Here is a 24,646-nt window from a genome sequence, read left to right on the forward strand (position 1 = left end):
ATGTGCAAAATAAACAAGTCCAGGTAATTATGCGCGAGTTCTCAAAAAAGCAAGATTCAATTGAGCAAGTAGTGCGCGGGGAAGACAATAGTGGGTCCCACACGCATTGGATTCGGTACAATACTCCGGCAAGCCCATTCACTCTTTCCCGTGCAGCCATGAACCAACTCGAACAACTGAAGCAATTTACTACCGTGGTGGCCGACACCGGCGACTTCCAATCGATACAGGCCTACACGCCGCGCGACGCGACGACGAATCCTTCGCTGATCCTGAAGGCCGTGCAGAAGGAAGAATACAAGCCGCTGCTGGAAAAGGCCGTGCGCGACCATCCGAACGCCTCCACCGCCGAAATCATCGACCGCCTGCTGATCGCGTTTGGCGTGGAAATCCTGCAAACCATCCCCGGCCGCGTCTCCACCGAAGTCGATGCGCGCCTGTCGTTCGACACGCAAGGCACGGTGGCCAAGGGCCGCGACCTGATCGCCCTGTATTCGAACGCGGGCATTGCCCGCGAGCGCGTGCTGATCAAGATCGCCTCCACTTGGGAAGGCATCCGTGCCGCCGCCATCCTGGAAAAGGAAGGCATCCGCTGCAACATGACCCTGCTGTTCTCGCTGGCACAGGCCATCGCCTGCGCCGAAGCGGGCGCCCAGCTCATTTCGCCGTTCGTCGGCCGCATCTACGACTGGTACAAAAAATCGACGGGCATCGATTACATGGGCGCGGAAGACCCGGGCGTGCAGTCGGTCCGGCGCATCTACAATTACTACCGCAAGTTCGGCTACAAGACCGAGGTGATGGGCGCGAGCTTCCGCAATACGTCGCAAATCCTCGAACTGGCCGGCTGCGACCTGCTCACCATCAGCCCCGACCTGCTGCAAAAGCTGGCCGACAGCGATGCGCCGGTAGAGCGCAAGCTGAGCGCCGAAGCGGCGCCATCGACCAATATCGTGCACATGTCGCTCAACGAAGAAGCCTTCCGCTTCATGATGAATGAAGACGCGATGGCGACGGAAAAACTGGCCGAAGGCATCCGCGCCTTCTGCGTCGATTCCGGCAAGCTGAAACAGATGATCTCGGCACTGCGCTAATCACGACGTGCGTAAAAAAAGCGGCGTCCGTGCAGTGCACGGCGCCGCTTTTTTCATGCCTGCGTGATCAGGAACAACGGAATGTGGCCACGCCCTGGTAATTGGCGCCATTTGCCAGTTGCGCCTTGTAAGCGGCGATCAGCAGATAGCGGCCAGCACCGCCGTCGCCCAGCATCAGCTGCGCGCCAGTGCCATTCGACAAATAGCCGCCGGTGATGCTGCTCGACGCCGCCGAAGCCATGGTCGTCGAAGCCGTTACTTTACCCGTGCTGCCGCCTGCGCTGGCGTCGATGGTCAGCGCTATTTTGGCGCCGGAGGCATCGAAGGACATGCTGGCGGTGCCGCTGACGGTACCAAAGTAAGCGGTCGACGAGACGCTGCTGCCACCCGTATAGCTTGGCGCTGTGAACGTGCCTGCATCGCAGGTGAACGTGCCGGTCGCTGGCAATGCGGCGAGCACGTTATAGGCGACGTAATGCGCACTGGCATTGTTGCCGCTCAACGTAGTGGCGCCAGAGCTATTGCTGAATGAGCCCTTGAACCAGCGTCCCTGCACAAAGGTGGCGTCGCCGCCGATTTCACGCGTCACGGACGGGTTGCCCGTCAGGACGATGCTGCCGATAGTGCTTAAGGCACCGGAGGCATCCTGCACCAGCGTGCTGGCTTTGCCGTTGCTCTGCAAGCCGATCGACGTAAAGACGAAGCGGCTGTTGTCGCCATTGACGAAACGGGCGCTGACGGTGCCCGTGTTTTCTCCGGTGGCGGTCGGCGTGACGGGCACGACTGGCGGCGCAACAGGCGCTACGGGCGTCACGGGCGGATTCACGGCGACTACCGGGTCCGTTGGGGAGGACGAGCCGCCACCGCCGCAGGCAACGAGAGAGCCAGCGATGAGGGTCAGAACAAAAGCGTGATTCAGTTGCATACGATTCCAATAAAAAAAAACAGGACATAAGGAATCCTTGGCACATGCCAAAAATTCAACGTCCAATATTATGCAACATTTCTCAGGAGAATGGTTGCTTTAAAGAATTTTATTAATACCAACAGTGGGGTATGGCGAGCGCGACTGTGTCGTGGTGCCGCGCTGGCGGTAAAATAACTGGCTACAGGCCGCCAGCGACTACTCATGCAATCACCGATCACCATCCACCCGGGCGCTACTGGGACGGCGGCCTGGTCGACTACCATTTGCACCTGCCGTACCAGCGCGAACCGGACCTGGTGCTATACCCGCATTTTGCCGGCCATATCATGCCGGACTGGGTGGACAAGGCCATCCCCTGGCGCCGCGCGCCCAACGACGATAGCGCACTTGACAACATGATCCTCGTCTCGCCCTCGCCCGCCTTCGTGGCCAGCCTGCCGAACGGCAAACTGCCCAACCGGCGCGACTTCCCCCATTACGGGCAAGACCACGCGCTACGCATGCGCAACTGGTGCCGCGCCATCGCGGAAAGCAAGCGCATGGCGGCCTCCTTCGCCCGCTGGGCAGAGCAGCCGGACTTGCGCCAGGCGCTCGACCTGTAGCACGGGCGTGGCTGCAACAGTCACCCAAACAGGCCGTTTTTTCGCTTAGCTCTTGGTCACTTATCAGTGCATACTATGTCGCACAGGCAATTTAATTCCCCTCTGCGACAGGACTCCGACCATGCACGCCCTCTCCCACCTTCGTATCGGCACCCGCCTGGCTGCAGGCTTCGCGCTGGTGCTGCTGCTATCCGTGATCTCCACCTCGTACGCGCTGTACAGTGCCCGCGTGAATGCGGAAGCGACCCGGGAAATGATGGAAAAACCGCTGGCCAAGGAACGCCTGGTTTCGGACTGGTATGTGCTGATCTACTCGGCCATCGCGCGCACCTCGATGATCGCCAAGAGCACGGATGAAACCCTGTCCAGCGTGTTTGCCGAGACCATCGCCGACAGCACCAAGCAGGGCAGCGAACTGCTGAAGAAGATCGAAGCGTTGCTCGACAGCGACGAAGAAAAGACCATCTTCAAGGCCTCCATCGCCGAACGCGTCAAATACCAGGATGCCAAGACCCTGGTGATGAATGCACGCAAGGCCGGCAACGCGGCGCAGGCGGAAAGCACCTACCGCGACAGCTTCGCGCCGGCCGCCACCGCATACCAGAACAACGTCAAGGCCCTGCTGTCTCAGCAGCGCAAGGCCATCGACGCCACGGCGCAAGCCATCGAAGCGGCCAATGAACGCAGCTTCACCCTGCTGCTGACCTTGTGCGCGCTGGTGGTGGCGCTGGGCAGCGTCTGCGCCTGGCTGATCACGCGCTCGATCACGCAGCCATTGAAGGCCGCCGTAAAAGTGGCCGAAACGGTGGCTGATGGCGACTTGCGTACGCATTTCGGCACACCTGCCGGCGATGAAATCGGCGACTTGATGCGCGCCCTGCACGGCATGAACGAGGCACTGCGCAAGGTGGTGTCGGAAGTGCAGACGGGCACCAACGCCATCGCCACGGCATCGGGCGAAATCGCCGCCGGCAACCAGGATTTGTCGGCGCGCACGGAGCAGCAAGCCAGTTCGCTGGAAGAGACGGCTTCGTCGATGGAAGAATTGACCAGCACCGTGAAGCAGAATGCGGACAATGCGCGTCAGGCCAACCAGATGGCGGTCGCCACGTCAAGCGTGGCCGAACGGGGCGGCGGCATCGTCAGCCAGGTGGTCGACACCATGGGTGCCATCGACACGGCGTCGACGAAAATCGTCGACATCATCGGCGTCATCGACGGCATCGCCTTCCAGACGAATATCCTGGCATTGAACGCGGCCGTCGAAGCGGCGCGCGCCGGCGAACAGGGGCGCGGCTTTGCCGTCGTCGCCACGGAAGTACGCAGCCTGGCGCAGCGCTCGGCGGCGGCGGCGCGCGAAATCAAAACCCTGATCGGCGACTCGGTGGAACAGGTCAACAACGGCACGCGGCTGGTGCAACAGGCCGGCAGCACCATGGGCGAAGTGGTCGACAGCGTGCGCCGCGTGACCGACATCATGGCCGAGATCACTGCCGCCAGCGCCGAGCAAAGCATGGGCATCGACCAGGTCAACCAGGCCATCGCGCAAATGGACCAGGTGACGCAGCAAAATGCGGCCCTGGTGGAAGAAGCGGCGGCCGCCGCCGAGAGCATGCAGGACCAGGCGGCGCGCCTGGCGCAAGTGGCGGCCGGCTTCCAGCTCGAACACCTAGCCACCACGCCACCTGTGCGTACCGCGCGACCGGCGCCGACCCAGCTAACCAAGCTGGCCAAGCCGACAGCCAGGAGCGCACCGGCCAGACAGCCAGGCACTGCGGCCAGGAGCGCGATCCCTGCACGCAAGCTCCAGGCGCAGGTGGCTGGCGAGCAGGACTGGGAAGAATTTTGAGGCTGGCAACAGGGCCAGTCAAAAGGGTTTGACAGCGCCGTGGGGCGCGAGGATACTTGCTTCAGGTGGCATGGCGCGCCACCGTGCAGCAATACGTGTTGCGCCTGACATCGTTCTGCGGGAGCACGAACATGAAATGTATCAGCGCCATCAGAGAACAGCTGCGCCTGGGCTTGCTGTCCCCCTTGCTGCTGTGTGCAGCCCTTGCCGGTTGCGCCACGGCGCCCGCCCCCCCACCTCCGCCCGACCTGTTCAACGATGCCAGCTTTGCCGCGCCCACCGTGCCGGTCGACCCGCAACAGGCGTTTGCCATGAGCGACGCCATGCGGCACTACGTGCGTGTCGATATCGCGCGCGAGGCGCGCAGCAAGAATCCCCGCCGCGCCCTCGCCGATGCCCTGCGCAACCGGGAGGGGCTGAAGCTGGAATATGATGCCGACATGACGCGCACGGCGGCACAGGCGTTCGACGCGCGCAGCGGCAATTGCCTGTCCCTGGTGCTGATGACGGCCGCACTGGCCAAGGAGATGGGACTCGATGTGCACTACCAGGTGGTCCTGGGAGAAGAAAGCTGGAGCCGCAGCAGCGGCATGTATTTCGTTGCCGGACACGTCAATCTCGCACTGGAACGCCGCCCCCTCAGCAATGCGCTCGGCTACGACGCCGACGCCGTCCTGCTCATCGATTTCCTGCCAGGCGAAGACCTCGCCGGCCAGCGCACGCAGCAAATCGGCGAGACCACCATCCTGGCCATGTATCTCAATAATCGCGCCGCCGAAACCATGGCCAGCGGCGAGCTCGATCAAGCCTACTGGTATGCCCGCGCCGCCATCCTGCAAGACCCCACGTTTGCGGGCGCATTCAATACCCTGGGCATCATCCAGCTGCGTCACGGCGACATCGAGCCGGCGCGGCGCACGCTCGCTTACGCACTGGAACGCTCGCCATCGAACACCGTGCTGTTGTCCAATCTGGCGCAGGCACTCGACGGCCTGGGACGCGCGGACGAAGCGCAACTGCTGCGGCGCAAATTGCTGGCCCTGCAGCCAGAGGCGCCGTTCCACTTTTTCAACCTGGGCCAGCGCGCCATGGAAAATGCCGACTACCAGGAGGCGGCACGCCTGTTCAAGCGCGAGATCGCACGCGATCCCTACTATCATGAATTTCACTTCTGGCTGGCGCAGGCGTATGCCCGCCTGGGACAACTGGCGCAGGCGGACAGGCAGCTGGAACTGGCGATGGACAACAGCACCACGCGCAGCGAGCATGGGCTGTATGCGGCCAAGCTGCTAAGGCTGCGCGGCGCCACCGCGCACTAAGCGGCGTCAGTCTTCCAGGAACATCTGCTGCAGGTCATTCAGGAAGCACAATCCCAGTTCCGTCGGGCGGATGATCTGGTGGTCGCGGTACAGCAAGCCTTTCGCTTCGGCCGCATTCAGCGGCTGCTCGATGGCGTTGATGGCCAGGCCAGTGCGTTCGGCGAACAGGTTGGGCGAAAAGCCCTGCGTCAGGCGCAGGGTATTGAGCATGAATTCAAAACCCATTTCCTCGCGCGCCAGTTCGCGCTCCTCCTGCACGGGCTTACCGGCCAGTACCGCGTCCATATAGGCGCGCGGCTGCTTGTAGCGGGCCTGGCGCAGGACACGGTGCGGGAACGAGATTTTTGAATGCGCGCCCGCGCCGATACCCAGGTAGTCGCCGAACTCCCAGTAATTGCGGTTGTGGCGCGCCTGGCGGCCCGGCTGCGCATAAGCCGACACTTCGTAGCGACCATAGCCGGCCTGCGCCGCGCGCGCGGCCACCATGTCGGCGATGTCGGCGCTCTCGTCGTCGTCCGGCAGCACGGGCGGATACTTGGCGAACAAGGTGTTCGGCTCCAGGGTCAGGTGGTACAGCGACAGGTGCGGCGGCGCGAACGACAGCGCCGTTTCCAGGTCCTGCTGCGCCTCGGCCAGGGTTTGCGTGGGCAGCGCGTACATCAGGTCGAGATTGAAGTTATCGAAATTCGCATGCGCGATGTCCACCGCGCGGCGCGCTTCCTTGTCGTCATGGATGCGCCCCAGCGCCTGCAGGTGGCGGCCATTGAAGCTCTGGATGCCGATCGACAGGCGGTTGATGCCGCTGGCCCGGTAAGACTTGAATTTTTCCGTTTCAAAGGTGCCCGGATTGGCTTCCATGGTGATTTCGCAATCGCCATCGAGGGGCAGCAAAGTGCGCACGTCCGACATCAGCCGGTCCAGCCCCGCCGCCGACATCAGGCTGGGCGTGCCCCCGCCGATGAAGATGGTGTGGATCTTGCGGCCCCAGATCAGCGGCAGCGCCATCTCCAGATCCAGGCGCAGGGCGGCCAGATATTCCTCTTCCGGGAAGCTGCCGCGCACCTCGTGCGAATTGAAATCGCAATACGGGCATTTTTTCACGCACCACGGGAAATGGATGTACAGCGACAGCGGCGGCAGGGCCGTCAGGTTCAACGCACCCGGCTGCAGGTACTTAAGAGCCGCTCCTGCCGCGCCGGAAATACCTTCCTGCGGCGCGGGCGATACGCCAGGTCTGGCTGCCGGCTTGGTGGCACTGCCCACCAGTTTGATCGGGATCATCGCAGGGTCCGCAGCTTGTCGACCAGCGCGCGCAGGGCCTGGCCACGGTGCGATAGCGCGTTCTTTTCATCGGACGTCAGTTCGGCCGCGCACTTGCCCAGCGCAGGAAGGTAGAAATGCGGATCGTAGCCAAAACCGCCCTGGCCGCGCGGCGCGGCGATCATTTCGCCATTCCAGCGGCCATCGGCGATCACCGGTTGCGGGTCGTCCGCATGGCGCACGTACACCAGCACGCAGTAGTAATACGCGGACTTGTCGGCATGCGCTTCCAGGTCGGCGATCAGCCTGGCGCTGTTGGCCGCGTCCGATTTCGGTTCGCCCGCATAGCGAGCCGAATACACGCCCGGCGCGCCGCCGAGCGCATTGACGCACACGCCGGAATCGTCGGCCAGCGCCGGCAAGCCCGTCAGGCGAGACGCATGGCGCGCCTTTTGCAGGGCGTTTTCCACGAAAGTATGGAACGGTTCGTCGCTTTCCGGCACGGCGTACTCGCCCTGGGCGTGGACGGAAAAACCGATGGTCGAGAGCAGCTCGTTGAATTCCTTGAGCTTGCCGGCGTTGTTGGAGGCGAGGATGAGGCGTTGGGTCATGTCAGTAGTCCGGTTGAAGTGCCGACATTGTAAACCGTTTGCGCTCCCCTCACCTTGGCCCACTGCCGCGCTCAACGGCGGCAGGTGTGGGCTTTTTGCCCGGCGCAGAGGGCGTCAGGATGTAAATCTACGTAAAGATTACAGACCGAGCGCCTGCTTCTGCATGACGATCAGGTCGGCAATGCCACCCTGCGCCAGGTCCAGCAAACGGTTCATGCCGGCGCGGTCGAAGGCGGCGCCTTCGGCTGTGCCCTGCACTTCAATGAAGTGACCCGCTTCCGTCATCACCACGTTCATGTCCGTGTCGCAGCCCGAATCTTCCACATAGTCCAGGTCCAGCACCGGCATGCCCTGGTAGACACCCACCGAGATGGCGGCGACAAAGCTTTTCACGGGGATGGCGGCGATGGCGCCGCGCGCCTGCAGCTGGGAAAAGGCGTCATACGCGGCCACCATGGCGCCCGTGATCGAGGCCGTGCGCGTGCCGCCATCGGCCTGGATCACGTCGCAATCGAGGTGCAGGGTGCGTTCGCCGAAGGCTTGCAGATCAAAGGCGGCGCGCAGCGAGCGGCCGATCAGGCGTTGGATTTCCTGCGTGCGGCCGGACTGCTTGCCGCGCGCCGCTTCGCGGTCCATGCGCGTGTGCGTCGAGCGGGGCAGCATGCCGTATTCGGCCGTCAACCAGCCCTGGCCCTTGCCCTTCAGGAAACCCGGCACCTTGTCTTCGATGCTGGCGGTGCAAATGACCTTGGTGTCGCCGCATTCGATCAGCACCGAGCCTTCGGCATGCTTGGTGTACTGGCGGGTGATGCGGATGGCGCGCAGCGCGTCGACGGCGCGGCCGCTCGGGCGGGATTCAAATGTCATGGGGGTGTCCTGTGTGATTGGGGTTGCGGCCGAGATTTTACCACCGCGACGCCATGACACGGCGCAGGGAGGCTTGCACACAAGATCCCTACAATCCTGCCCCGCCAAACACAATTTTCTTTACAATGCCGTAAAACGCACACTATTCAGCAATTTTCAGGCCATCGCGCGCTTCGGTCCTGTTTTGCGGCGCGGGCGGTATTGCCTGCGCTGGCTGATTAAGTGTATAAGTGACTGTATACAAGATCAAATCGGGGAATCCTTTGAGCATTTCAAGCATGACAGGCTACGCGGTTGCCACCAGCGAAGGTGCTGCAGGCACACTGACAATTGAAATCAAGAGCGTCAATTCGCGCTTTCTCGACCTGCAATTCCGCATCAACGACGATCTGCGGGCGCTGGAGCCTGACTTGCGCGCCGCCGTCATGTCCGCCATCACACGCGGCAAAGTCGAGGTACGCCTGAGCTTTGGCCGCAAGGCCGCGACAGCCGGCACGCAAGCGCTGAACCTGCCCCTGCTGGCCGAACTGGCGCGCCTGCAAAACGAAGTGGGCCAGCATTTTGTCTCCGCCCCCGTCATGACGGTGGCCGAACTGCTGCGCTGGCCGGGCATTATCGAAGAAGCGCAAGTGGGGCAAGAGTCCTTGCAGGCCGACGTGGGCGCGCTGACCAAACGCACGGTGGCGGCCTTCGTCGACAGCCGCAAGCGCGAAGGCGCGGCACTCGAAGCCGTGCTGGTGTCGCGCATCGAAGCGATGGAAGCCATCGTCAAGCGCATCACGCCATTGATTCCGCAGGTAGTGGCGGCCTTCCAGCAAAAAGCCATCGAGCGCATGCAGGATGCGCTGGGCCTGGCCAGCCAGGGGTCGAATTCGGCCCTGTCGCGCCAGGACGCCATGGAGCGCATCCGCCAGGAAGTCATTTTGTACGGCATCCGCATCGACGTCTCGGAAGAACTCGCGCGCCTGTCGGCCCACCTGGGTGAAACGCGCCACATCCTCACCAAGGGCGGGCAAGTGGGCAAGCGCCTCGACTTCATGATGCAGGAACTGAATCGCGAAGCCAACACGCTGGGCGCCAAGGCTTCCGTCAAGGAACTGGCCGACGCCTCGATGGACTTGAAGCTGCTGATCGAGCAAATGCGCGAACAAGTACAGAACCTGGAATAAATCATGGCCGCGGCACACACATGGAGACTCGCCGGCACCGCCCTCGTGCTGATGGCGGCAGGCGCGCAAGCACAAACGGCGCAGCAGCCATCGCCGTACGCGATCGAAGGCTGTGCGTCGGGCTGCTTCGTGCTCAAGGAGCGCGGCGCAGCCATCTACACGGGTGCCGATGCCGCCTCCTACCGTATCTGCTCGCGCAGCAGCCTGGGCGCGGAAATATCCGTCGACAGCGCCGTCGTGCGTCTCAACAACCGCGACTGCACTGATGTGAATGGACGGGCCATCGTGCTGAATGCGGGCGAAATCGCACTGGGCCGACTGCCCCGCTGAGGCAGGCGCGGCAAGTTTGTTTTTTTATCATGTCCCAAGCAGGGACTGGCTCACTGCCTTGCCTCTTGGTAAAATACCGGATTGGGCGCCGCTTGCGCAGGCATCGGCGCCAACAACACGATTATTGAAAGAGCCGCATGAGCCACCCTACCGCCTTCTCCGGCAGCCTGTTCGTGGTCGCCGCGCCATCGGGCGCCGGCAAATCGACACTGGTTAATGCATTGCTGGCGCAAGAGCCCGGCATCAAATTGTCGATCTCGACCACCACGCGCGCGCCCCGTCCGGGCGAGCAGCACGGCCGCGAGTACTACTTCACGACAGCGGAAGACTTTGTCGCGCGCGCCGACCAGGGCGAATTCCTGGAATGGGCGGAAGTGCATGGCAATTACTATGGCACCTCGCGCATCATGGTGGAACAGCAAATGCTGGCTGGCACCGACATCTTGCTGGAAATCGACTGGCAGGGCGCGCGCCAGGTGCGCAAGCAATTCCCCCGCGCGGCCGGCATTTTCATCCTGCCGCCATCGATCGATGCGCTGGAAGAGCGCCTGAACAAGCGCGGCCAGGACGAACCGCATGTGATCACGCGCCGCCTGCTGGCGGCCGGCGGCGAAATCGCACACGCTCCCGAGTTCGAGTATGTTATTATCAATGAAGAGTTTACGGTCGCTTTGTCCGAACTGAGCGCGATCGTGAGAGCGGCCCGTTGCCGGTTTGCGCAACAAGCGGCCCGCAACGCATCGCTATTCGCCCAGCTGGGCCTGCACGCAGAATAATCGTCCCTGCACGCCAGTTCACACAGCGCCACGCACCACTATTAGGAGTTACTATGGCCCGTATCACCATCGAAGATTGCCTGAAACAGATCCCTAACCGCTTTCAGCTGACCCTGGCTGCAACCTACCGCGCACGTCAGTTGTTGCAAGGACACACCCCTAAGGTGGAAGCCAAGGACAAGCCTACCGTTGTCGCGCTGCGTGAAATCGCTGCCGGTAAAGTCGGCATCGAAATGCTGAAAAAGGTCCCGATGTAAGTGGGCACCCGCGTGCCGGAACAGTGCTGACCCCTGGTTCTACCGTATCCTTTATTCACACTGTAAAGCAACGCGACGTTTTATGAGTCTGACCCCAGCCGACACGACTTCTGCAGCACTGCCGCCCCTGGCCCCGCGCCAGGCGGCAAAACCACAAGGTGCTTCCACGCCCGGCGCTGGCACGTCCGGCAGCGGCACCTCCGCAGCACCTGCACCGGGCGTCGCCTCCGTCAGCCACCTGGCCGACAAGCTGGCCGAATACCTGTCCCCCGTCGACCTGAAAAAAGTCAAGGAAGCCTACCGCTTCTCCGACGAAATGCACCTGGGCCAGATGCGCCGCTCAGGCGAGCCGTATATCTCGCATCCGATCGCTGTGGCCGAAATCTGCGCCGACTGGAAACTTGACGCGCAAGCCATCATGGCCGCCCTGCTGCACGACGTGATGGAAGACCAGGACGTCAAGAAGGAAGAGTTGATCGAGCGCTTCGGCGCGCCCGTGGCGCACCTGGTCGACGGCCTGTCGAAGCTGGAAAAGATCGAATTCCAGAGCCAGATCGAAGCGCAGGCGGAAAACTTCCGCAAGATGCTGCTGGCCATGGCATCCGACGTGCGCGTGATCCTGATCAAGCTGGCCGACCGCCTGCACAATATGCGCACGCTGGACTTCATGACAGCGGCAAAAAAACGCCGCATCGCCAGCGAGACCATGGAAGTGTACGTGCCGATCGCGCACCGCCTCGGCCTGAACAACATTTACCACGAACTGCAGGACCTGTCATTCTCGCACCTGTACCCGATGCGCTACCGCACCCTGGCGAAAGCCGTCAAGGCGGCGCGCGGCAACCGGCGCGAAGTGGTCAACAAGATCATGGAAGCGGTGAAAAGCACCCTGTCCATGGCCGAACTCGAGGCCGACGTCACGGGCCGCGAAAAGACCCTGTACGACATCTATAAAAAGATGCGCAGCAAGCATTTGTCGTTCTCGCAAGTGCTGGACGTGTACGGCTTCCGCGTGGTGGTGGGCAGCTTTGCCGACTGTTACGTGACCCTGGGCACCCTGCACAGCCTGTACAAGCCCATGCCGGGCAAGTTCAAGGATTACATCGCGATCCGCAAGTTGAACGGCTACCAGTCGCTGCACACGACCGTCATCGGCCCGTACGGCACCCCCGTCGAATTCCAGATCCGCACCCAGGAAATGCACCGCACGGCCGAATCCGGCGTGGCGGCGCACTGGCTGTACAAGAGCGGCGAATCGAACCCGTCCGACTTGCAGCAGCGCACCCATGCGTGGCTGCAATCCTTGCTCGACATCCAGCAGCAGACGGGCGATTCGGCCGAATTCCTCGAACACGTCAAGGTCGACCTGTTCCCCGATTCCGTCTATGTATTTACGCCGAAGTCGAAGATCATCGCCCTGCCGCGCGGCGCCACGGCCATCGACTTCGCCTATTCGATCCATACGGGCATCGGCGACCAGACCGTGGCCGTCAAGATCAACAACGAAACGTCGCCTTTGCGCACCGAGCTGCACAATGGCGACATCGTCGAAATCATCACCGATTCCTCGTCGCGCCCCAGCCCCACCTGGCTGTCGTTCGTGCGCACCGGCAAGGCCCGTTCGGCCATCCGCCACCATTTGCGCACGATCAACTTGCCCGAATCGATCGCCCTGGGCCAGCAATTGCTGTCGCAGGCGCTGCAGACGCTGAACATCGACTCCGACCTGCCGGCGCCGCTGGTGGAACGCCTGCTCAACGAATCGAGCGCCAATTCCATGGATGAGCTGTACGCGGACATCGGCATCGGCAAGCGCATGGCAACCCTGGTGGCGCGCCACATTTTTGGCCTGATCGGCGGCGAAGCGGCCAGCATGCCAGTGGAACACAACAGCGGCAGCGAACTCGACCCCGTCACCATCTGCGGCAGCGAAGGCGTCTCCGTGCAGCTGGCGCCATGCTGTTTGCCGATTCCAGGCGACCAGATCATCGGCCAGCTGCGCCGCGACCAGGGTTTGCTGGTGCACACGAGCGACTGCTCGCAAGCCAAGCGCCAGCGCGCCAAGGAACCGGACCGCTGGATCGCCGTGCGCTGGGGAACCGAACTGAACCGCCGCTTCGACTGCCGCATCAAGGTGCTGATCAACAGCGAACGGGGCATCCTGGCCCGCGTGGCCGCCGAAATCGGCGAATCGGACGCCAACATCATCTATGTGGGCATGGACGAAGACAAGGACAACGTCCTCGACCAGCTGCGCTTCACCGTGCAAGTCAAGGATCGCGTCCACCTGGCCGCCCTGCTGCGCAATGTGCGCCGCGTGGCCGGGGTGAACCGCATCCTGCGCGAGCGTAACTAACCCCAAAACGAAGACTGGGGTCGGACCCTCAGGGTCCGACCCCGGCCCTCACGCTTTGCGGGTTTGCAATTCCCTCACGAATTCGGCACTGCCAACCGCCGCATTGCCAAGGCTGGCGACACGCAAAGCCTGGCGCGCAGCTTCCTCATCAACATTAAATAAAGCAGCATAGGCCTGCTGCCGCTCACCTTGGTTGTTACCCATGCTTAAATAAAGTGGGTGTGGATTTACCAAGGCATCATCCCGCCCCTCCGAATTGCAACGATAGCTGGACCACCGATAATGTCCCGGATAGCGCACCATGCCGGCACGCACGGGATTGAGTTCAATGTAACGCTGGCATACCAACAGATAGGTCACGTCCTGTACCACACAGGATTTGTAGCGCCCGTCCCACAGCGGTCCGCTGCGATGGCGACGCCAGTTAATGTAATGTGCGTACTCCTGTCCCACCGCCTTCATCATGCGCGAGACGGATAAAACACTATCTGCGGACAGCAACAAATGCACATGATTCGTCATCAAGACATAGGCATGCAGCAAGCAACCCCGGGCACTGGAGTGCCGCTGCAGTTGCTGCAAATACCAAAGAAAATCAGCCGGTTCAAAGAAGCAGATTTGCCTGTCCGCCCCACGCTGCACCACATGCAAGGGCATGCCAGGCATAAACAAACGCTGGACACGTGCCATGGTCGCACTCCCGTAAAGGAAAGTCCCAGCGTGACAGGCTTACCAAGACTAACCCTGCGTCACCGCAAACTACCCCTCCACCGGCGCCGGATACGTCACTTCCAGCAATTCCAGTTCCTGCTCGCCCAGCGGCGTGTTGAGGGTGATGAGGTCGCCTTCGCGCGCCTTGGTGATGGTGCGGGCCATCGGCGAGACCCAGCTGATCTTGCCGTTCAGGGGGTCGAATTCATCGATGCCGACGATGGTGATGGTGTGCGTTTCGCCGTCGCTGGTGCGGTAGGTCACCGTGGCGCCGAAAAACACCTGGTCGTTGCCATGGTGCACGCTGGGGTCGACGATGGCGGCCAGATCCATGCGCTTGGTGAGAAAGCGAATGCGGCGGTCGATTTCGCGCAGCCGCCGCTTGCCATAGATATAGTCGCCATTTTCCGAACGGTCGCCATTCGACGCCGCCCAATGCACGATACGCACCACTTCCGGACGGTCGACGTCGATCAGCTGCAGCAACTCTTCCTTGATGCGCTGGTAGCCGGCCGGCGTGATGTAGTTCTTGGCGCCGGCAGGAATGGCCAGCGCCAGCGCGGCCGCTTCTTCATCGTCGTCGTTGTCGGATTCTTTTACAAAGGCTTTATTCATCTGCCTATTGTAGCCCCGCCAGCGCGCCGCCGACACACCGGATGCGGGGGCAAACGGGCTTTTTTGACGTATCATCGGGGCAATCGCGGCAAACCTGCGCCGCACACGGAGACGGATGAAAAAATTCTACAGAGTCAGGCGCTGGCTGTTCGCGCCGCTGGTCTACCTGGCCGCCATCTTCCTGCTGATCGAGGAATGGCTGTGGGCGACGGGCGCGCGCATCATGCAGGTAGTGGCGCAATTTCCGCCCCTGCATGCGCTGGAAGCGTGGATCAAGCGGCTGCCGCCGTACTGGGCGCTGGCCGTCTTCGTGCTGCCGGCCGTGCTGCTGTTTCCCGTCAAGCTGCTGGCCCTGCTGGCGATCGCGCGCGGACATGCGTTTTCCGGTATCGGCGTAATCATCATCGCCAAGCTGGGCGGCGCGGCCGCCGTGGCCCGCCTGTACAGCCTGACGCGCCCTACCCTGCTCAGCTTGCCGTGGTTTGCGCGCTGGCACGGCCTGTTCATGGAAACCAAGGACCGCTGGATCGCCCGCCTGCGCGCCACGCGGCCGTGGCGCCGCGTCAGCCGCCTGTCGGCCGCGCTGGGCCGCGCCCGCAGCGCCTGGTGGCAGCGCTGGCGCAAGGGCACGCCAGGCCGTCATAACTCCCGCCCAGCCAGGGTGCTGCGCCGCTTCGCCGCCTTCTGGCGCGCCCGCCGCTGATGAAGAAAGGCAACTCCATGTACGACACTCCCCGGCTGGCTCCCGCCATGCGCGCGGCAGCGCCGGAAATCTACCTGTACGACGCGGCCAGCTTGCAATTGCTGGATGCCAACGATGCCGCCTGCGACAACTTGCAGTATGCACACAAGCAATTGCTGGCGATGACGCCTTTCACGCTGGCGCCGCAGCTCGACGCGCAGCAGCTGGCCGGCGTGCTGGCCGCCCTGGACGACAGCATAGGCGCACAAGCCCTGCTGCATGTGCAGCAGCGCCGCCGCGATGGCAGCCTGTATTCGCTCAGCCTGCACCTGTCGCGCGCCAGCCGCCAGGGCCGCGCCCTGATCCTGGCCGAGGGCGAAGACTTGCGCACGCCGCAGGCGACGGCGGCCGCCCTGGCGCAGGTGCAGTCGCGCTTCAACGCCATCGTCTCGAATACGCCGGGCTTGGTGTACCAGTTCTGCCTGCATGCGGATGGACGGGCGTCCTTTGCCTACCTGAGCGATGGCTGCCAGGCCTTGCTGGGCTTGGAGCCGGCAGAGCTGCACGCGCGCCCGGAACTGTTCTACCAGCTGATCCTGGCCGACGACCGCGCCTCGTATCTCGAATCGATGCAGGCCTCGAAGACGGCCTTGTGGAGCTGGAACTGGGAAGGCCGGATCTGGATCGATGCCTGGAAGGACGTCAAATGGATCAACCTGCGCTCGACGCCGCGCGCGCTGGCCGACGGCACGGTGCAGTGGGAAGGCATCATGACGAATATCACCGAAAGCCGGCTCGAACAGATCGAAGTGCGCCAGTCGCGCGCCCGCCTGGCCGAGCTGACGGCGCATATCGACAAGGTCAAGGAACACGAACGCACGCGTCTGGCGCGCGAACTGCACGATGACCTGGGCGGCAATTTGACGGCGATCAAGATGGCGCTGGCCATGCTGGCGCGCCGCCTGCCCCCGGACGACCTGCAGTTGCAGGAAAAGGCCGACTATGTCGATGCCCTGGTCGACCGCAGCATCGACGCCGTACACCGTATTTCGCTGGACTTGCGCCCTTCCATGCTGGACCTGGGCCTGGTTGCCGCACTGGACTGGCAGGTCAAGGAATTCGCGCGCCAGGCCGGCATCGAATGCCAGTTCATTTCGAACCGCCAGCATATCGAACTGGAGCTGGACCTGGCGACCAGCCTGTTCCGCATCGCCCAGGAGGCGCTGACGAATATCGCCAAACATGCGCAGGCAAGCAAGGTCAGCGTGCGCCTGGCCCGGCAGCGCCAGCATATCAGCCTGTCGATCGCCGACAATGGCGTCGGCATGCGCCTGTCCGACCGCGCCAAGCCGCAGTCGTTCGGCATCCGCGGCATGGCCGAACGCGCCAGCGCGCTGGGCGGTACCCTGAGCCTGATGGATGGGCCGGATGGCGGCACCATCCTGAGCATAAAAATCAGGCTGACCACGCCGCGAGAGGCGATAATAGCGGCTGCAGCCAGCGCACCAGCGCAAAGCGGAGCGCCATAAGGCCACAGGGTCGCCGCCGGGCGCAGGGATTCAGATAGGAAACAACGCAGTTATGAAAGAAAAAGCCACCATCCGGGTATTCATCGCCGACGATCACGCGATCGTGCGCGAGGGCTTGAAACAAATCCTCGCCGATACGAAGGACATCATCGTTGCCGGCGAGGCTGAAAATGGCCACGACGCCATCAAACTGTTCCGCGGCTCGAAATGCCAGGTGTTGCTGCTCGACATCTCCCTGCCCGACCGCAGCGGCATCGAGGTACTCAAGCAGATCAAGAAGGAAAAGCCGGAACTGGCCGTGCTGATGCTCTCCATGCACCGCGAGGACCAGTACGCCATCCGATCGCTCAAGGCGGGCGCGGCCGGCTACCTGACGAAACAGAGTGCGCCGCGCGAACTGGTCACGGCCATCCGTCAGGTGGCGCAAGGATTGAAATACATCAGCGCCTCGCTGGCGCAGGAACTGGCCAACACGGTGGGCGAAGACCACGAAACGGCCTTGCACGACACCTTGTCGGACCGCGAATACCAGACCCTGGTCATGATCGCCTCGGGCAAGGCAGTGGGCGCCATCGCCGAAGAGCTCAAATTGTCCGTGAAAACCGTCAGCGAATACCGCGCCCGCTTGCTGGTCAAGATGAAACTCAAGAACAGCGCTGAACTGACGCATTACGCCATCCGCAACCAGCTGGTGGATTGACTGCAAAGCGGCATGCCCGCTGGCATCGGGCGAATTGACAGGACTTCTCCTTGCTTCTCGCACAATAAGTTCTTTGCCAACGCGCATATCATGGGGATAATGAGAAATATCTGAAAAGGCTGTGCCCACATGTCCAGTAAATTGCCATCTTCACCAGCAAGCGCTCCCGCTGGCACCACGAATACCGCCGCAGGTGCGGCCATGAATCCGGCCGATATCGCCCGCGAAGCGTTTCGTCGCCTGGCCACGCGCCGCATCGCCCCGACGCCCAGCGCCTACCGCGACATCTACAATGAAATCGCCGGCATCAGCGAAGCGGCGGACAGCCCTGCCGCGCCGGCAGCCGTGCTGGCCGCCAGCGCTCCCACTGAGAGTGGCGCGGAAAACGTCCTGACGCAATTTGCCGCCAAGATGAGCGAATCGGCGGGCGAACTGGGCGACTTTGGCCGGCGCTTCCAGCGTGCGCTGAAAGCGCGCGACTGGGACAGCTATGCGCGCACCTTGGCGCAACTGGCGGAAAAACAGGTCAAGAAAGGCGGCGGCATCGAATTGCCGCCCCTGCCGGACGGCGAACAGACGCGCACCCTGCGTGAATTGCTCAGCCGCACCCTGGGCTTTGCCGTCGCCACCTTGCTGACGGGCACGCCCGCGCTGGTGGAAGAAGCCGAATCGCTGGGCGCGGCCATCAAGCTGGCGCACACGGAAGAGGCGCTGAACGAAGCGGCGCTGCGCCTGAAGCAGCTGTGCTACCAGATCGAACTCAAAAGCGGCGATACGGCCGAGCAGCAGGAACTGCTGCTGCGCCTGTTCAAATTGCTGCTGGACAACGTCAGCCAATTGCTCGACGACGACAGTTGGCTGCGCGGCCAGGTCGATGCCGTGCAAAACCTGATCGCCGGCCCGCTCGACCAGCGCGCGCTGGAAGACGCCACGCGCAGCCTGAAGGAAGTCATCTACAAGCAGAGCCAGCTCAAGCACAGCCTGTCCGACGTCAAGCTGACGGTCAAGAACATGATGATGACCTTCATCGACCGCCTGGGACAAGTGGCGGCCAGCACGGGCGACTTCCATGAAAAGATCGGCGGCTATTCGGAAAAGATCAGCCAGGCGGAAAATATCAGCGAATTGAACAGCGTTCTTGACGAAGTCTTGCGCGAAACGCGCATGGTGCAGAACGAAGCCCTGCGCGCACGCGACAAGATGGTGCTGGCGCGCCAGGAAGTGCAGGATGCGGAACAGCGCATCCACACCCTGGAAGCCAAGCTCCAGCATATGAGCGAACTGGTGCGGGAAGACCAGCTGACAGGCAGCCTGAACCGGCGTGGCCTGGACGATGTGTTCGAGCGCGAGACAGCCCGCTCCGACCGCCGCGGTACGCCGCTGTGCATCGCCATGCTGGACCTGGACGATTTCAAGCGCCTGAACGACACGTATGGCCATCTGGCCGGCGATGCCGCGCTGAAACACCTGGTGAAAATCGTCAAGGAAACGCTGCGCTCGATGGACGTCATCGCCCGCTTCGGCGGCGAGGAATTCCTCATCCTGCTGCCGGAAACCACGGTCGAAGCGGCCGCGTCGACCATGACGCGATTGCAGCGCGAGCTGACCCGCCATTTCTTCTTGCACGACAACGAAAAAGTGCTGATCACCTTTTCCGCCGGCGTGGCCCTGCGCCTACCCAACGAAGACCAGGCCGAACTGGTCAAGCGCGCCGACCGCGCCATGTACCAGGCCAAGCAGACGGGCAAGAACCGCGTGGTGGTGGCGGACTGAGTCCGGCCCGCTTCACGCCATGCCGTCCCGCCACCCGGCCGGACGGCATTTTTCATTCTAAAACAACAACATTTTCTCCCCCTCCAGCGCTTCGCCAGCATGCGCGTAATGTAAAAATAAAACTATTTTTACCCTAAAGTTTCCCAAAATCATGTCGTCTAGCGCGCGGCCAGTCACAAACTGAAGGGCTGAAAATTAAAATTTAAAGCTCCTTTCGCCATAAATTTTCCCGCAGAGCAACCGTTACCCTAAATAACAGCGGCTTGATTGTCCCGGAACAGCGAGGCAGGCCAAAGTGACTAGCACATAGCGCAATGTAGTACCTGTCTGGAGAAACATCATGGCTGCAGTAATTAATACCAACATCTCGTCCCTGAATTCGCAACGCAACTTGTCGACCTCGCAGTCGGCCTTGAGCACCTCGCTGCAACGCCTGTCCTCCGGCTTGCGCATCAACAGCGCCAAGGATGATGCTGCTGGTCTGGCGATTTCCGACCGCATGACGTCGCAAATCCGCGGTATGACCCAAGCGACCCGCAATGCCAACGACGGCGTTTCGCTGGCGCAAACGGCCGAGGGCGCACTGTCCACTTCGGGCGACATCCTGCAACGTATCCGCGAACTGGCCGTGCAATCGTCGAACTCGACCAACACCGCCAGCGACCGCCAAGCCTTGCAAACAGAGGTCGGCCAACTCGGTTCGGAACTGAACCGCGTCGCCCAAACCACCCAGTTCAATGGTCAGAATTTGCTCGACGGCACCATGGGCACGGCCAACTTCCAGGTCGGCGCAAACGCCAACCAGTTGATTTCGGCCAGCGGCGCCAACTTCCTGACCAACACCTATGGCGATAACCGCGTAGAAAACGATGCTGTGGCAGTTATCGCTACCTCCAACGTGACTGCTGGTTCGGTCAAAGTGGACGGTTCGCTGGGCAGCGCAACAATTACCACGGCAACCACCGACACGGCAAAATCGATCGCCGCCAACGTCAACAAGGCAACGGCGACCACCGGCGTCACGGCAACGGCAAAAACCGATATGTCGCTCAAGTTGGGCGCTTCGGAGTCGTATTCGTTCACGATCGCTTCGGACAATACGGCAGCAAACGCCACGACCGTCTCCTTCTCCATGGGCGCCGGCACCACGGCTAGCGATTATGCATCGGGCATCAATGCGATCAATGCCCAGACCTCCAAAACGGGTGTTACGGCACAATATGACGCCACGAATAGCGGCATCAAATTGACCAATGCCTCTGGCAATGATATCAGCCTCACCAATAGCAAAGCTGCTGGCAACACAGTCTTCGCCACGGCGACCTATAAAGTCGACACGCCAACAGTGAAAGATGCGCTGACGACCTCGTTCACGGGCTTGACTGCAACCGGCACCAGTGCGGTAGCAAACGGCCGCATTACGTTCGACTCGGAAAAAAGCTACCAAGTCACGGACACCACGTCGGGCCTGTTGCCTGCAGGTACAGGTGGTACCAAGGGCGCATCCGTGTTGAAAGACGTGGCATCGCTGGATGTGACAACTTTCGACGGCGCGCAACTGGCCCTGAAAATCGCCGACGCCGCGCTGGCTTCGGTGAACAGCCAACGCGCCCAGTACGGTGCTTTGCAATCGCGCTTCAGCTCGGCGATCTCCAACTTGCAATCGACCACGGAAAACCTGTCCGCATCGCGCAGCCGCATCGTCGATACCGACTTTGCTGCGGAAACGGCCAACCTGACCCGCGGCCAGATCCTGCAACAAGCTGGTACGGCCATGCTGGCGCAAGCGAACTCGCTGCCAAACGGCGTCCTGAGTCTGCTGCGCGGCTAATCTCCGATTAGTCAGGCAACAGCGTAGGACTCTGATTCCCCTGCCGGATTTTTTCGGCAGGGGAATTTTCACTAGGAGAGCACCATGACTATCGACACGATAGCGGCCGCCTCCGCGGCCAGGATAGACAAGAGTTATGTGTCTGCGGACACGTCGGCAGCACGCCCTGCAGCGCCACGCACGGCCACGGAAAACGGCACGGTTGCGCCACAGCAAGCCGACAAGGAACCGAGCCGGGAACAGTTGAACAAGGCGGTATCGGCGCTGAACCAATCGTCGCAAATAAAGACGCAAGGCATTGAATTTTCCATCGACGAGGACAGCCAGCGCACGGTGGTCAAGGTCATCGACCAGGAAACCAAGGAAGTACTGCGCCAGATTCCCACCAAGGAAGCCTTGGAACTGGCCAAGACTTTCGACTCGGCCAAAGGCTCCTTGATCAGTCAAAGCGCATGACGATGGCGTTGCCCACGGAAGTGCAGCATCACAGCAACATGCATTGGCGTGACCACGGGGCCCGATAGCCTGACTATCCGGCCCCGTCTTTCATTGAAATTCAAGCAATATCCTCCCTTCCCTCTCCCGATTTTTCACTCCCGCTGAAAACAGCGCGGTAAATCCCCCTCTCAAGTCCTGATTGATTCTGCCGATAACAGCTTATATTAGTGTTTTCCTAGGAGCATGCCGTGGCCATTACCCCTACAATCTCATCCGTTGGCATCGGCGCCGGCGCCAGCGGCCTGGACGTGGGCGCCATCATCGACAAGCTGATGACGGCGGAATCGGCGCCGCTGGATACCTTTGACAAAAAAACGGCTTCCTACCAGGCCAAGCTCAGCGCCTTGGGCACGCTGAGCGGCGCCGTCAGCACCTTCCAGGGCTCGCTGTCGGCGCTGACCAACTCAAACAACTTTCGGGCCGTCAGCGCCATGCCGTCCGATCCGCTGGTGCTATCGGCCAGCGCCGGCGCCAAAGCCGTCGCGGGTAACTACAACATCAACATTTCCCAGCTGGCCCAGGCGCAGACGCTGACGTCGGGCGGCATGGCCAGCAAGCTGTCGACCATCGGCAGTGGCGCCAAGACCACGGTGTCGTTCCAGCTGGGCTCACTCGCTGGCGGCACCTTTGGTGTAACGGGCACGGCACTGGGCGGCAGCACCCTGCTCACCGGTGTGAGCAACGGCTCGCTGAGCATCAACGGCACGGCCATTCCAACGGATGCCAGCACCAAGAGCGCGCGCGCGCTGGCCGACGCCATCAACGCCAAGAGCAGCACCACGGGCGTGACCGCCACGGCCCAGCCAACGGCCAGCAACGCCAGCATGTTCAGCGGTTTCGGCAATATTGCCACCGGTGCAGACGGCACCTATACGCTGTCGGTTGGCGGCATCGAGATCGTCACGCAGGGTAACGGCGTCGCCGCAGGCAGCGGCATCACGGCCGCGTCGCTCGATACAACGCTGGCTGGCCCGAATGCCGTCTCGAACGCGCTGGCGGCGGCGAATATCACCGTCACCGGCACGGCAGCCGGCGGCAACTTACAGTTTACGCGCGCCGATGGCTCCAACCTCAACATCGAAGAAGTGGTCACAGGCAGCGTCATGGGTGGTATCGGACACGCCGCCAATGCCACCAACGATGGCTCGAATGTCACGCTTGCCAGCTCGCTCACCTTGGCCTCGGGCAATGCCAGCCCCATCACCGTCGCCGGCAGCAATCCGGCTGCAGCCGGCCTGGCGGCTGGCACGGGCGGCGCTTACATGAATACGGGCTTCACCCAGGATGGAACGCAGGCCACAGGTTCGGTGGTGATCGACGCCACCAACAACAGCTTGCAAGGCATACGCGACGCCATCAATAACGCGGGCCTGGGCGTCACCGCCAGCATCGTATCGGACGGCACGGACAAACCGTATCACCTGGTGCTCAGTTCGTCCAAGACAGGCGCCAATTCGGCCATGAAAATTTCGCTCAGCGGCAGCGATGGCCAACCAGCCGACACCGCCCTGAGCAATCTGCTGTCCTACGACGCTTCCGGCACGCAAAACCTGAAGCAGAACAGCGCGGCGCAAAACACCAATTTCAGCGTCAACGGCATTGCCATCACCAGCAGCTCGAATAGCGTCGATTCGGCGATCGAAGGCGTCACGCTGAGCATTACAAAGGTAGGCAATTCCAGTTTGTCGGTGAGCAAAGATACAACAACGGTCAAGACCAGCATCACCGCCTTCGTCAAGGCCTACAACGATCTGAACACGTCGATCGGCAAGATGACGGCCTTCAATCCCGACACAAAGAAGGGTGGCATTTTAATGGGCGACTCGACCGTTCAATCGATCCAGAGCCAGTTACGCCGACAACTGGGCGCGCCGATTACCGGTTTGAGCAGTGGCATGAACACCTTGAGCCAGGTGGGTATTTCCTTCCAGAAAGATGGCAGCCTGACACTGGATTCAAGCAAACTCGACAAAGCGATCAGCGCCAACTTCGGCGATATCGCCGGCCTGTTTTCGGCCATCGGCAAGGCCACCGACAGCAACGTCGCCTTCACCAGCTCGACGGCCGCCACCAAGCCAGGCACCTATGACCTGAGCATCACCACCATGGCCAGCCAGGGTTCGCTCACGTCCGATGGCGTGCTGCCCGCCAGTACCACGATTGCCAGCGACACCACCTGGAATATCACCCTCAACGATACGGACCCGTCGGCGGCCAAGAATACGGCCCAGGTGACGATACCGGCAGGCACCTATACGCCGGCGCAGATGGCATCGCTGATGCAATCGTCGATCAACGGCGTGAAGGCTTTTTCAGACAATGGCGCGACAGTCTCCGCGTCGATCGATGGCACCGGCAAACTGGTCCTGGTATCGAGCCGCTATGGCTCCGTATCGAACCTGGCACTGAGCAACGGCACGGGAACCGGCACGGAAGTCCTGTTTGGCGCGGCCAAGCCCGTCAAGGGCGCCGACGTGGCTGGCACCCTGGGCGGACAACCTGTGGTCGGCTCCGGCCAGACACTGACGGGCGCGCCCGGCTCGCAGGCTGAAGGCTTGAAAATTGAAGTTACCGGCGGCACCATCGGCTCGCGCGGCACGGTCAGTTTCTCGCAAGGCTATGCCTACCAGTTGAACAACCTGGCCACTTCCTTCCTGGGTACGGGAGGCGTGATCACCGGGCGCACGAGCGGCATCAATGAAACCCTGAAGTCGGTGGCGGCGCAGCGCGACAAGTTCAGCGCGAAGTTGACCGACATCGAAGCGCGCTACCGCGCCCAGTACTCGCGTCTGGACGTATCCCTGAACAAATTACAGGGCACGCAAACCTATTTGACCCAGCAGCTGGCCGCCATTGCCGCCAACCGCTAAGCGCCATCATCAGGAGAAT

Annotated in this window: 22 protein-coding genes; 16 read left to right on the forward strand and 6 right to left on the reverse strand. The window is 61.9% G+C overall.

Features of this window, described 5'->3' with window-relative positions:
• Positions 1-158: 158 nt before the first annotated feature.
• The gene (tal, locus tag ACQ4W0_RS05965; RefSeq protein WP_436575931.1) at positions 159-1,094 is read left to right on the forward strand and encodes a transaldolase; all 936 of its coding nucleotides are present in this window, start codon (positions 159-161) and stop codon (positions 1,092-1,094) included.
• Between the two features lie 67 nt (positions 1,095-1,161).
• Here tal and ACQ4W0_RS05970 read toward each other — a convergent pair whose 3' ends face one another.
• On the reverse strand, positions 1,162-2,019 hold the full coding sequence (locus ACQ4W0_RS05970; RefSeq protein ID WP_436575932.1) for a hypothetical protein: 858 nt from the start codon (positions 2,017-2,019) through the stop codon (positions 1,162-1,164).
• 131 nt (positions 2,020-2,150) lie between these two features.
• Between ACQ4W0_RS05970 and ACQ4W0_RS05975 the strand changes: the two genes are divergently transcribed.
• The 3 genes from ACQ4W0_RS05975 (at position 2,151) to ACQ4W0_RS05985 (ending at position 5,792) form a co-directional block, all read left to right on the forward strand.
• Positions 2,151-2,624 carry a hypothetical protein gene (locus ACQ4W0_RS05975; RefSeq protein ID WP_436575933.1) on the forward strand — a complete coding sequence of 158 codons (474 nt, stop codon included), beginning with the start codon at positions 2,151-2,153 and terminating at the stop codon, positions 2,622-2,624.
• 121 nt (positions 2,625-2,745) lie between these two features.
• The gene (locus tag ACQ4W0_RS05980; RefSeq protein ID WP_436575934.1) at positions 2,746-4,473 is read left to right on the forward strand and encodes a methyl-accepting chemotaxis protein; all 1,728 of its coding nucleotides are present in this window, start codon (positions 2,746-2,748) and stop codon (positions 4,471-4,473) included.
• Positions 4,474-4,604: 131 nt separating this feature from the next.
• Positions 4,605-5,792 (forward strand): tetratricopeptide repeat protein, encoded by a 1,188-nt coding sequence (locus tag ACQ4W0_RS05985; protein ID WP_436575935.1) that lies wholly within the window; start codon positions 4,605-4,607, stop codon positions 5,790-5,792.
• Positions 5,793-5,798: 6 nt separating this feature from the next.
• On the opposite strand, the gene hemW is transcribed toward ACQ4W0_RS05985, so the two are convergent.
• From hemW to rph, 3 genes are all read right to left on the reverse strand, one after another.
• Positions 5,799-7,073 carry a radical SAM family heme chaperone HemW gene (hemW, locus tag ACQ4W0_RS05990; RefSeq protein ID WP_436575936.1) on the reverse strand — a complete coding sequence of 425 codons (1,275 nt, stop codon included), beginning with the start codon at positions 7,071-7,073 and terminating at the stop codon, positions 5,799-5,801.
• A complete protein-coding gene (gene rdgB / locus ACQ4W0_RS05995) occupies positions 7,070-7,663 on the reverse strand; it encodes an RdgB/HAM1 family non-canonical purine NTP pyrophosphatase (protein WP_436575937.1) in 594 nt (197 codons plus the stop codon). The genes hemW and rdgB overlap by 4 nt, the downstream gene beginning before the upstream one ends.
• A gap of 138 nt (positions 7,664-7,801) precedes the next feature.
• Entirely contained in the window at positions 7,802-8,530 is a 729-nt protein-coding gene (gene rph, locus ACQ4W0_RS06000; RefSeq protein ID WP_152284699.1) for a ribonuclease PH, read from the reverse strand.
• A 278-nt stretch (positions 8,531-8,808) separates the two neighbouring features.
• Between rph and ACQ4W0_RS06005 the strand changes: the two genes are divergently transcribed.
• The 5 genes from ACQ4W0_RS06005 (at position 8,809) to ACQ4W0_RS06025 (ending at position 13,418) form a co-directional block, all read left to right on the forward strand.
• Positions 8,809-9,699, forward strand: coding sequence for a YicC/YloC family endoribonuclease (locus ACQ4W0_RS06005; protein ID WP_034787070.1), 891 nt, complete (start codon positions 8,809-8,811; stop codon positions 9,697-9,699).
• Positions 9,700-9,702: 3 nt separating this feature from the next.
• Complete coding sequence (locus ACQ4W0_RS06010) at positions 9,703-10,029, forward strand: hypothetical protein (protein ID WP_436575938.1); 327 nt, start codon at positions 9,703-9,705, stop codon at positions 10,027-10,029.
• Between the two features lie 137 nt (positions 10,030-10,166).
• On the forward strand, positions 10,167-10,805 hold the full coding sequence (gene gmk, locus ACQ4W0_RS06015) for a guanylate kinase (protein ID WP_077407781.1): 639 nt from the start codon (positions 10,167-10,169) through the stop codon (positions 10,803-10,805).
• A gap of 53 nt (positions 10,806-10,858) precedes the next feature.
• Entirely contained in the window at positions 10,859-11,062 is a 204-nt protein-coding gene (gene rpoZ, locus ACQ4W0_RS06020; protein WP_010400723.1) for a DNA-directed RNA polymerase subunit omega, read from the forward strand.
• An 82-nt stretch (positions 11,063-11,144) separates the two neighbouring features.
• Positions 11,145-13,418 (forward strand): RelA/SpoT family protein, encoded by a 2,274-nt coding sequence (locus ACQ4W0_RS06025; RefSeq protein WP_436575939.1) that lies wholly within the window; start codon positions 11,145-11,147, stop codon positions 13,416-13,418.
• Between the two features lie 48 nt (positions 13,419-13,466).
• On the opposite strand, the gene ACQ4W0_RS06030 is transcribed toward ACQ4W0_RS06025, so the two are convergent.
• Positions 13,467-14,108, reverse strand: a complete 642-nt coding sequence (locus ACQ4W0_RS06030; protein WP_436575940.1) for a transposase — start codon at positions 14,106-14,108, stop codon at positions 13,467-13,469.
• Positions 14,109-14,177: 69 nt separating this feature from the next.
• Positions 14,178-14,744, reverse strand: coding sequence for a transcription elongation factor GreB (greB, locus tag ACQ4W0_RS06035; RefSeq protein ID WP_436575941.1), 567 nt, complete (start codon positions 14,742-14,744; stop codon positions 14,178-14,180).
• Positions 14,745-14,859: 115 nt separating this feature from the next.
• On the opposite strand from greB, the gene ACQ4W0_RS06040 reads away from it, so the two are divergent.
• The 7 genes from ACQ4W0_RS06040 (at position 14,860) to fliD (ending at position 24,627) form a co-directional block, all read left to right on the forward strand.
• The gene (locus ACQ4W0_RS06040; protein WP_436575942.1) at positions 14,860-15,447 is read left to right on the forward strand and encodes a hypothetical protein; all 588 of its coding nucleotides are present in this window, start codon (positions 14,860-14,862) and stop codon (positions 15,445-15,447) included.
• A 17-nt stretch (positions 15,448-15,464) separates the two neighbouring features.
• Positions 15,465-16,955, forward strand: coding sequence for a sensor histidine kinase (locus ACQ4W0_RS06045; protein ID WP_436575943.1), 1,491 nt, complete (start codon positions 15,465-15,467; stop codon positions 16,953-16,955).
• A gap of 52 nt (positions 16,956-17,007) precedes the next feature.
• A complete protein-coding gene (locus tag ACQ4W0_RS06050; RefSeq protein ID WP_034753998.1) occupies positions 17,008-17,655 on the forward strand; it encodes a response regulator in 648 nt (215 codons plus the stop codon).
• Between the two features lie 201 nt (positions 17,656-17,856).
• Positions 17,857-19,428, forward strand: coding sequence for a GGDEF domain-containing protein (locus ACQ4W0_RS06055; protein ID WP_436575944.1), 1,572 nt, complete (start codon positions 17,857-17,859; stop codon positions 19,426-19,428).
• Between the two features lie 340 nt (positions 19,429-19,768).
• Positions 19,769-21,259 carry a flagellin N-terminal helical domain-containing protein gene (locus tag ACQ4W0_RS06060; RefSeq protein ID WP_436575945.1) on the forward strand — a complete coding sequence of 497 codons (1,491 nt, stop codon included), beginning with the start codon at positions 19,769-19,771 and terminating at the stop codon, positions 21,257-21,259.
• 84 nt (positions 21,260-21,343) lie between these two features.
• A complete protein-coding gene (locus ACQ4W0_RS06065) occupies positions 21,344-21,715 on the forward strand; it encodes a flagellar protein FlaG (protein ID WP_436575946.1) in 372 nt (123 codons plus the stop codon).
• A 230-nt stretch (positions 21,716-21,945) separates the two neighbouring features.
• Positions 21,946-24,627 carry a flagellar filament capping protein FliD gene (gene fliD / locus ACQ4W0_RS06070; protein ID WP_436575947.1) on the forward strand — a complete coding sequence of 894 codons (2,682 nt, stop codon included), beginning with the start codon at positions 21,946-21,948 and terminating at the stop codon, positions 24,625-24,627.
• Positions 24,628-24,646: the final 19 nt, after the last annotated feature.

Source organism: Janthinobacterium breve (genome assembly GCF_051380895.1).
GTDB lineage: Bacteria > Pseudomonadota > Gammaproteobacteria > Burkholderiales > Burkholderiaceae_D > Janthinobacterium.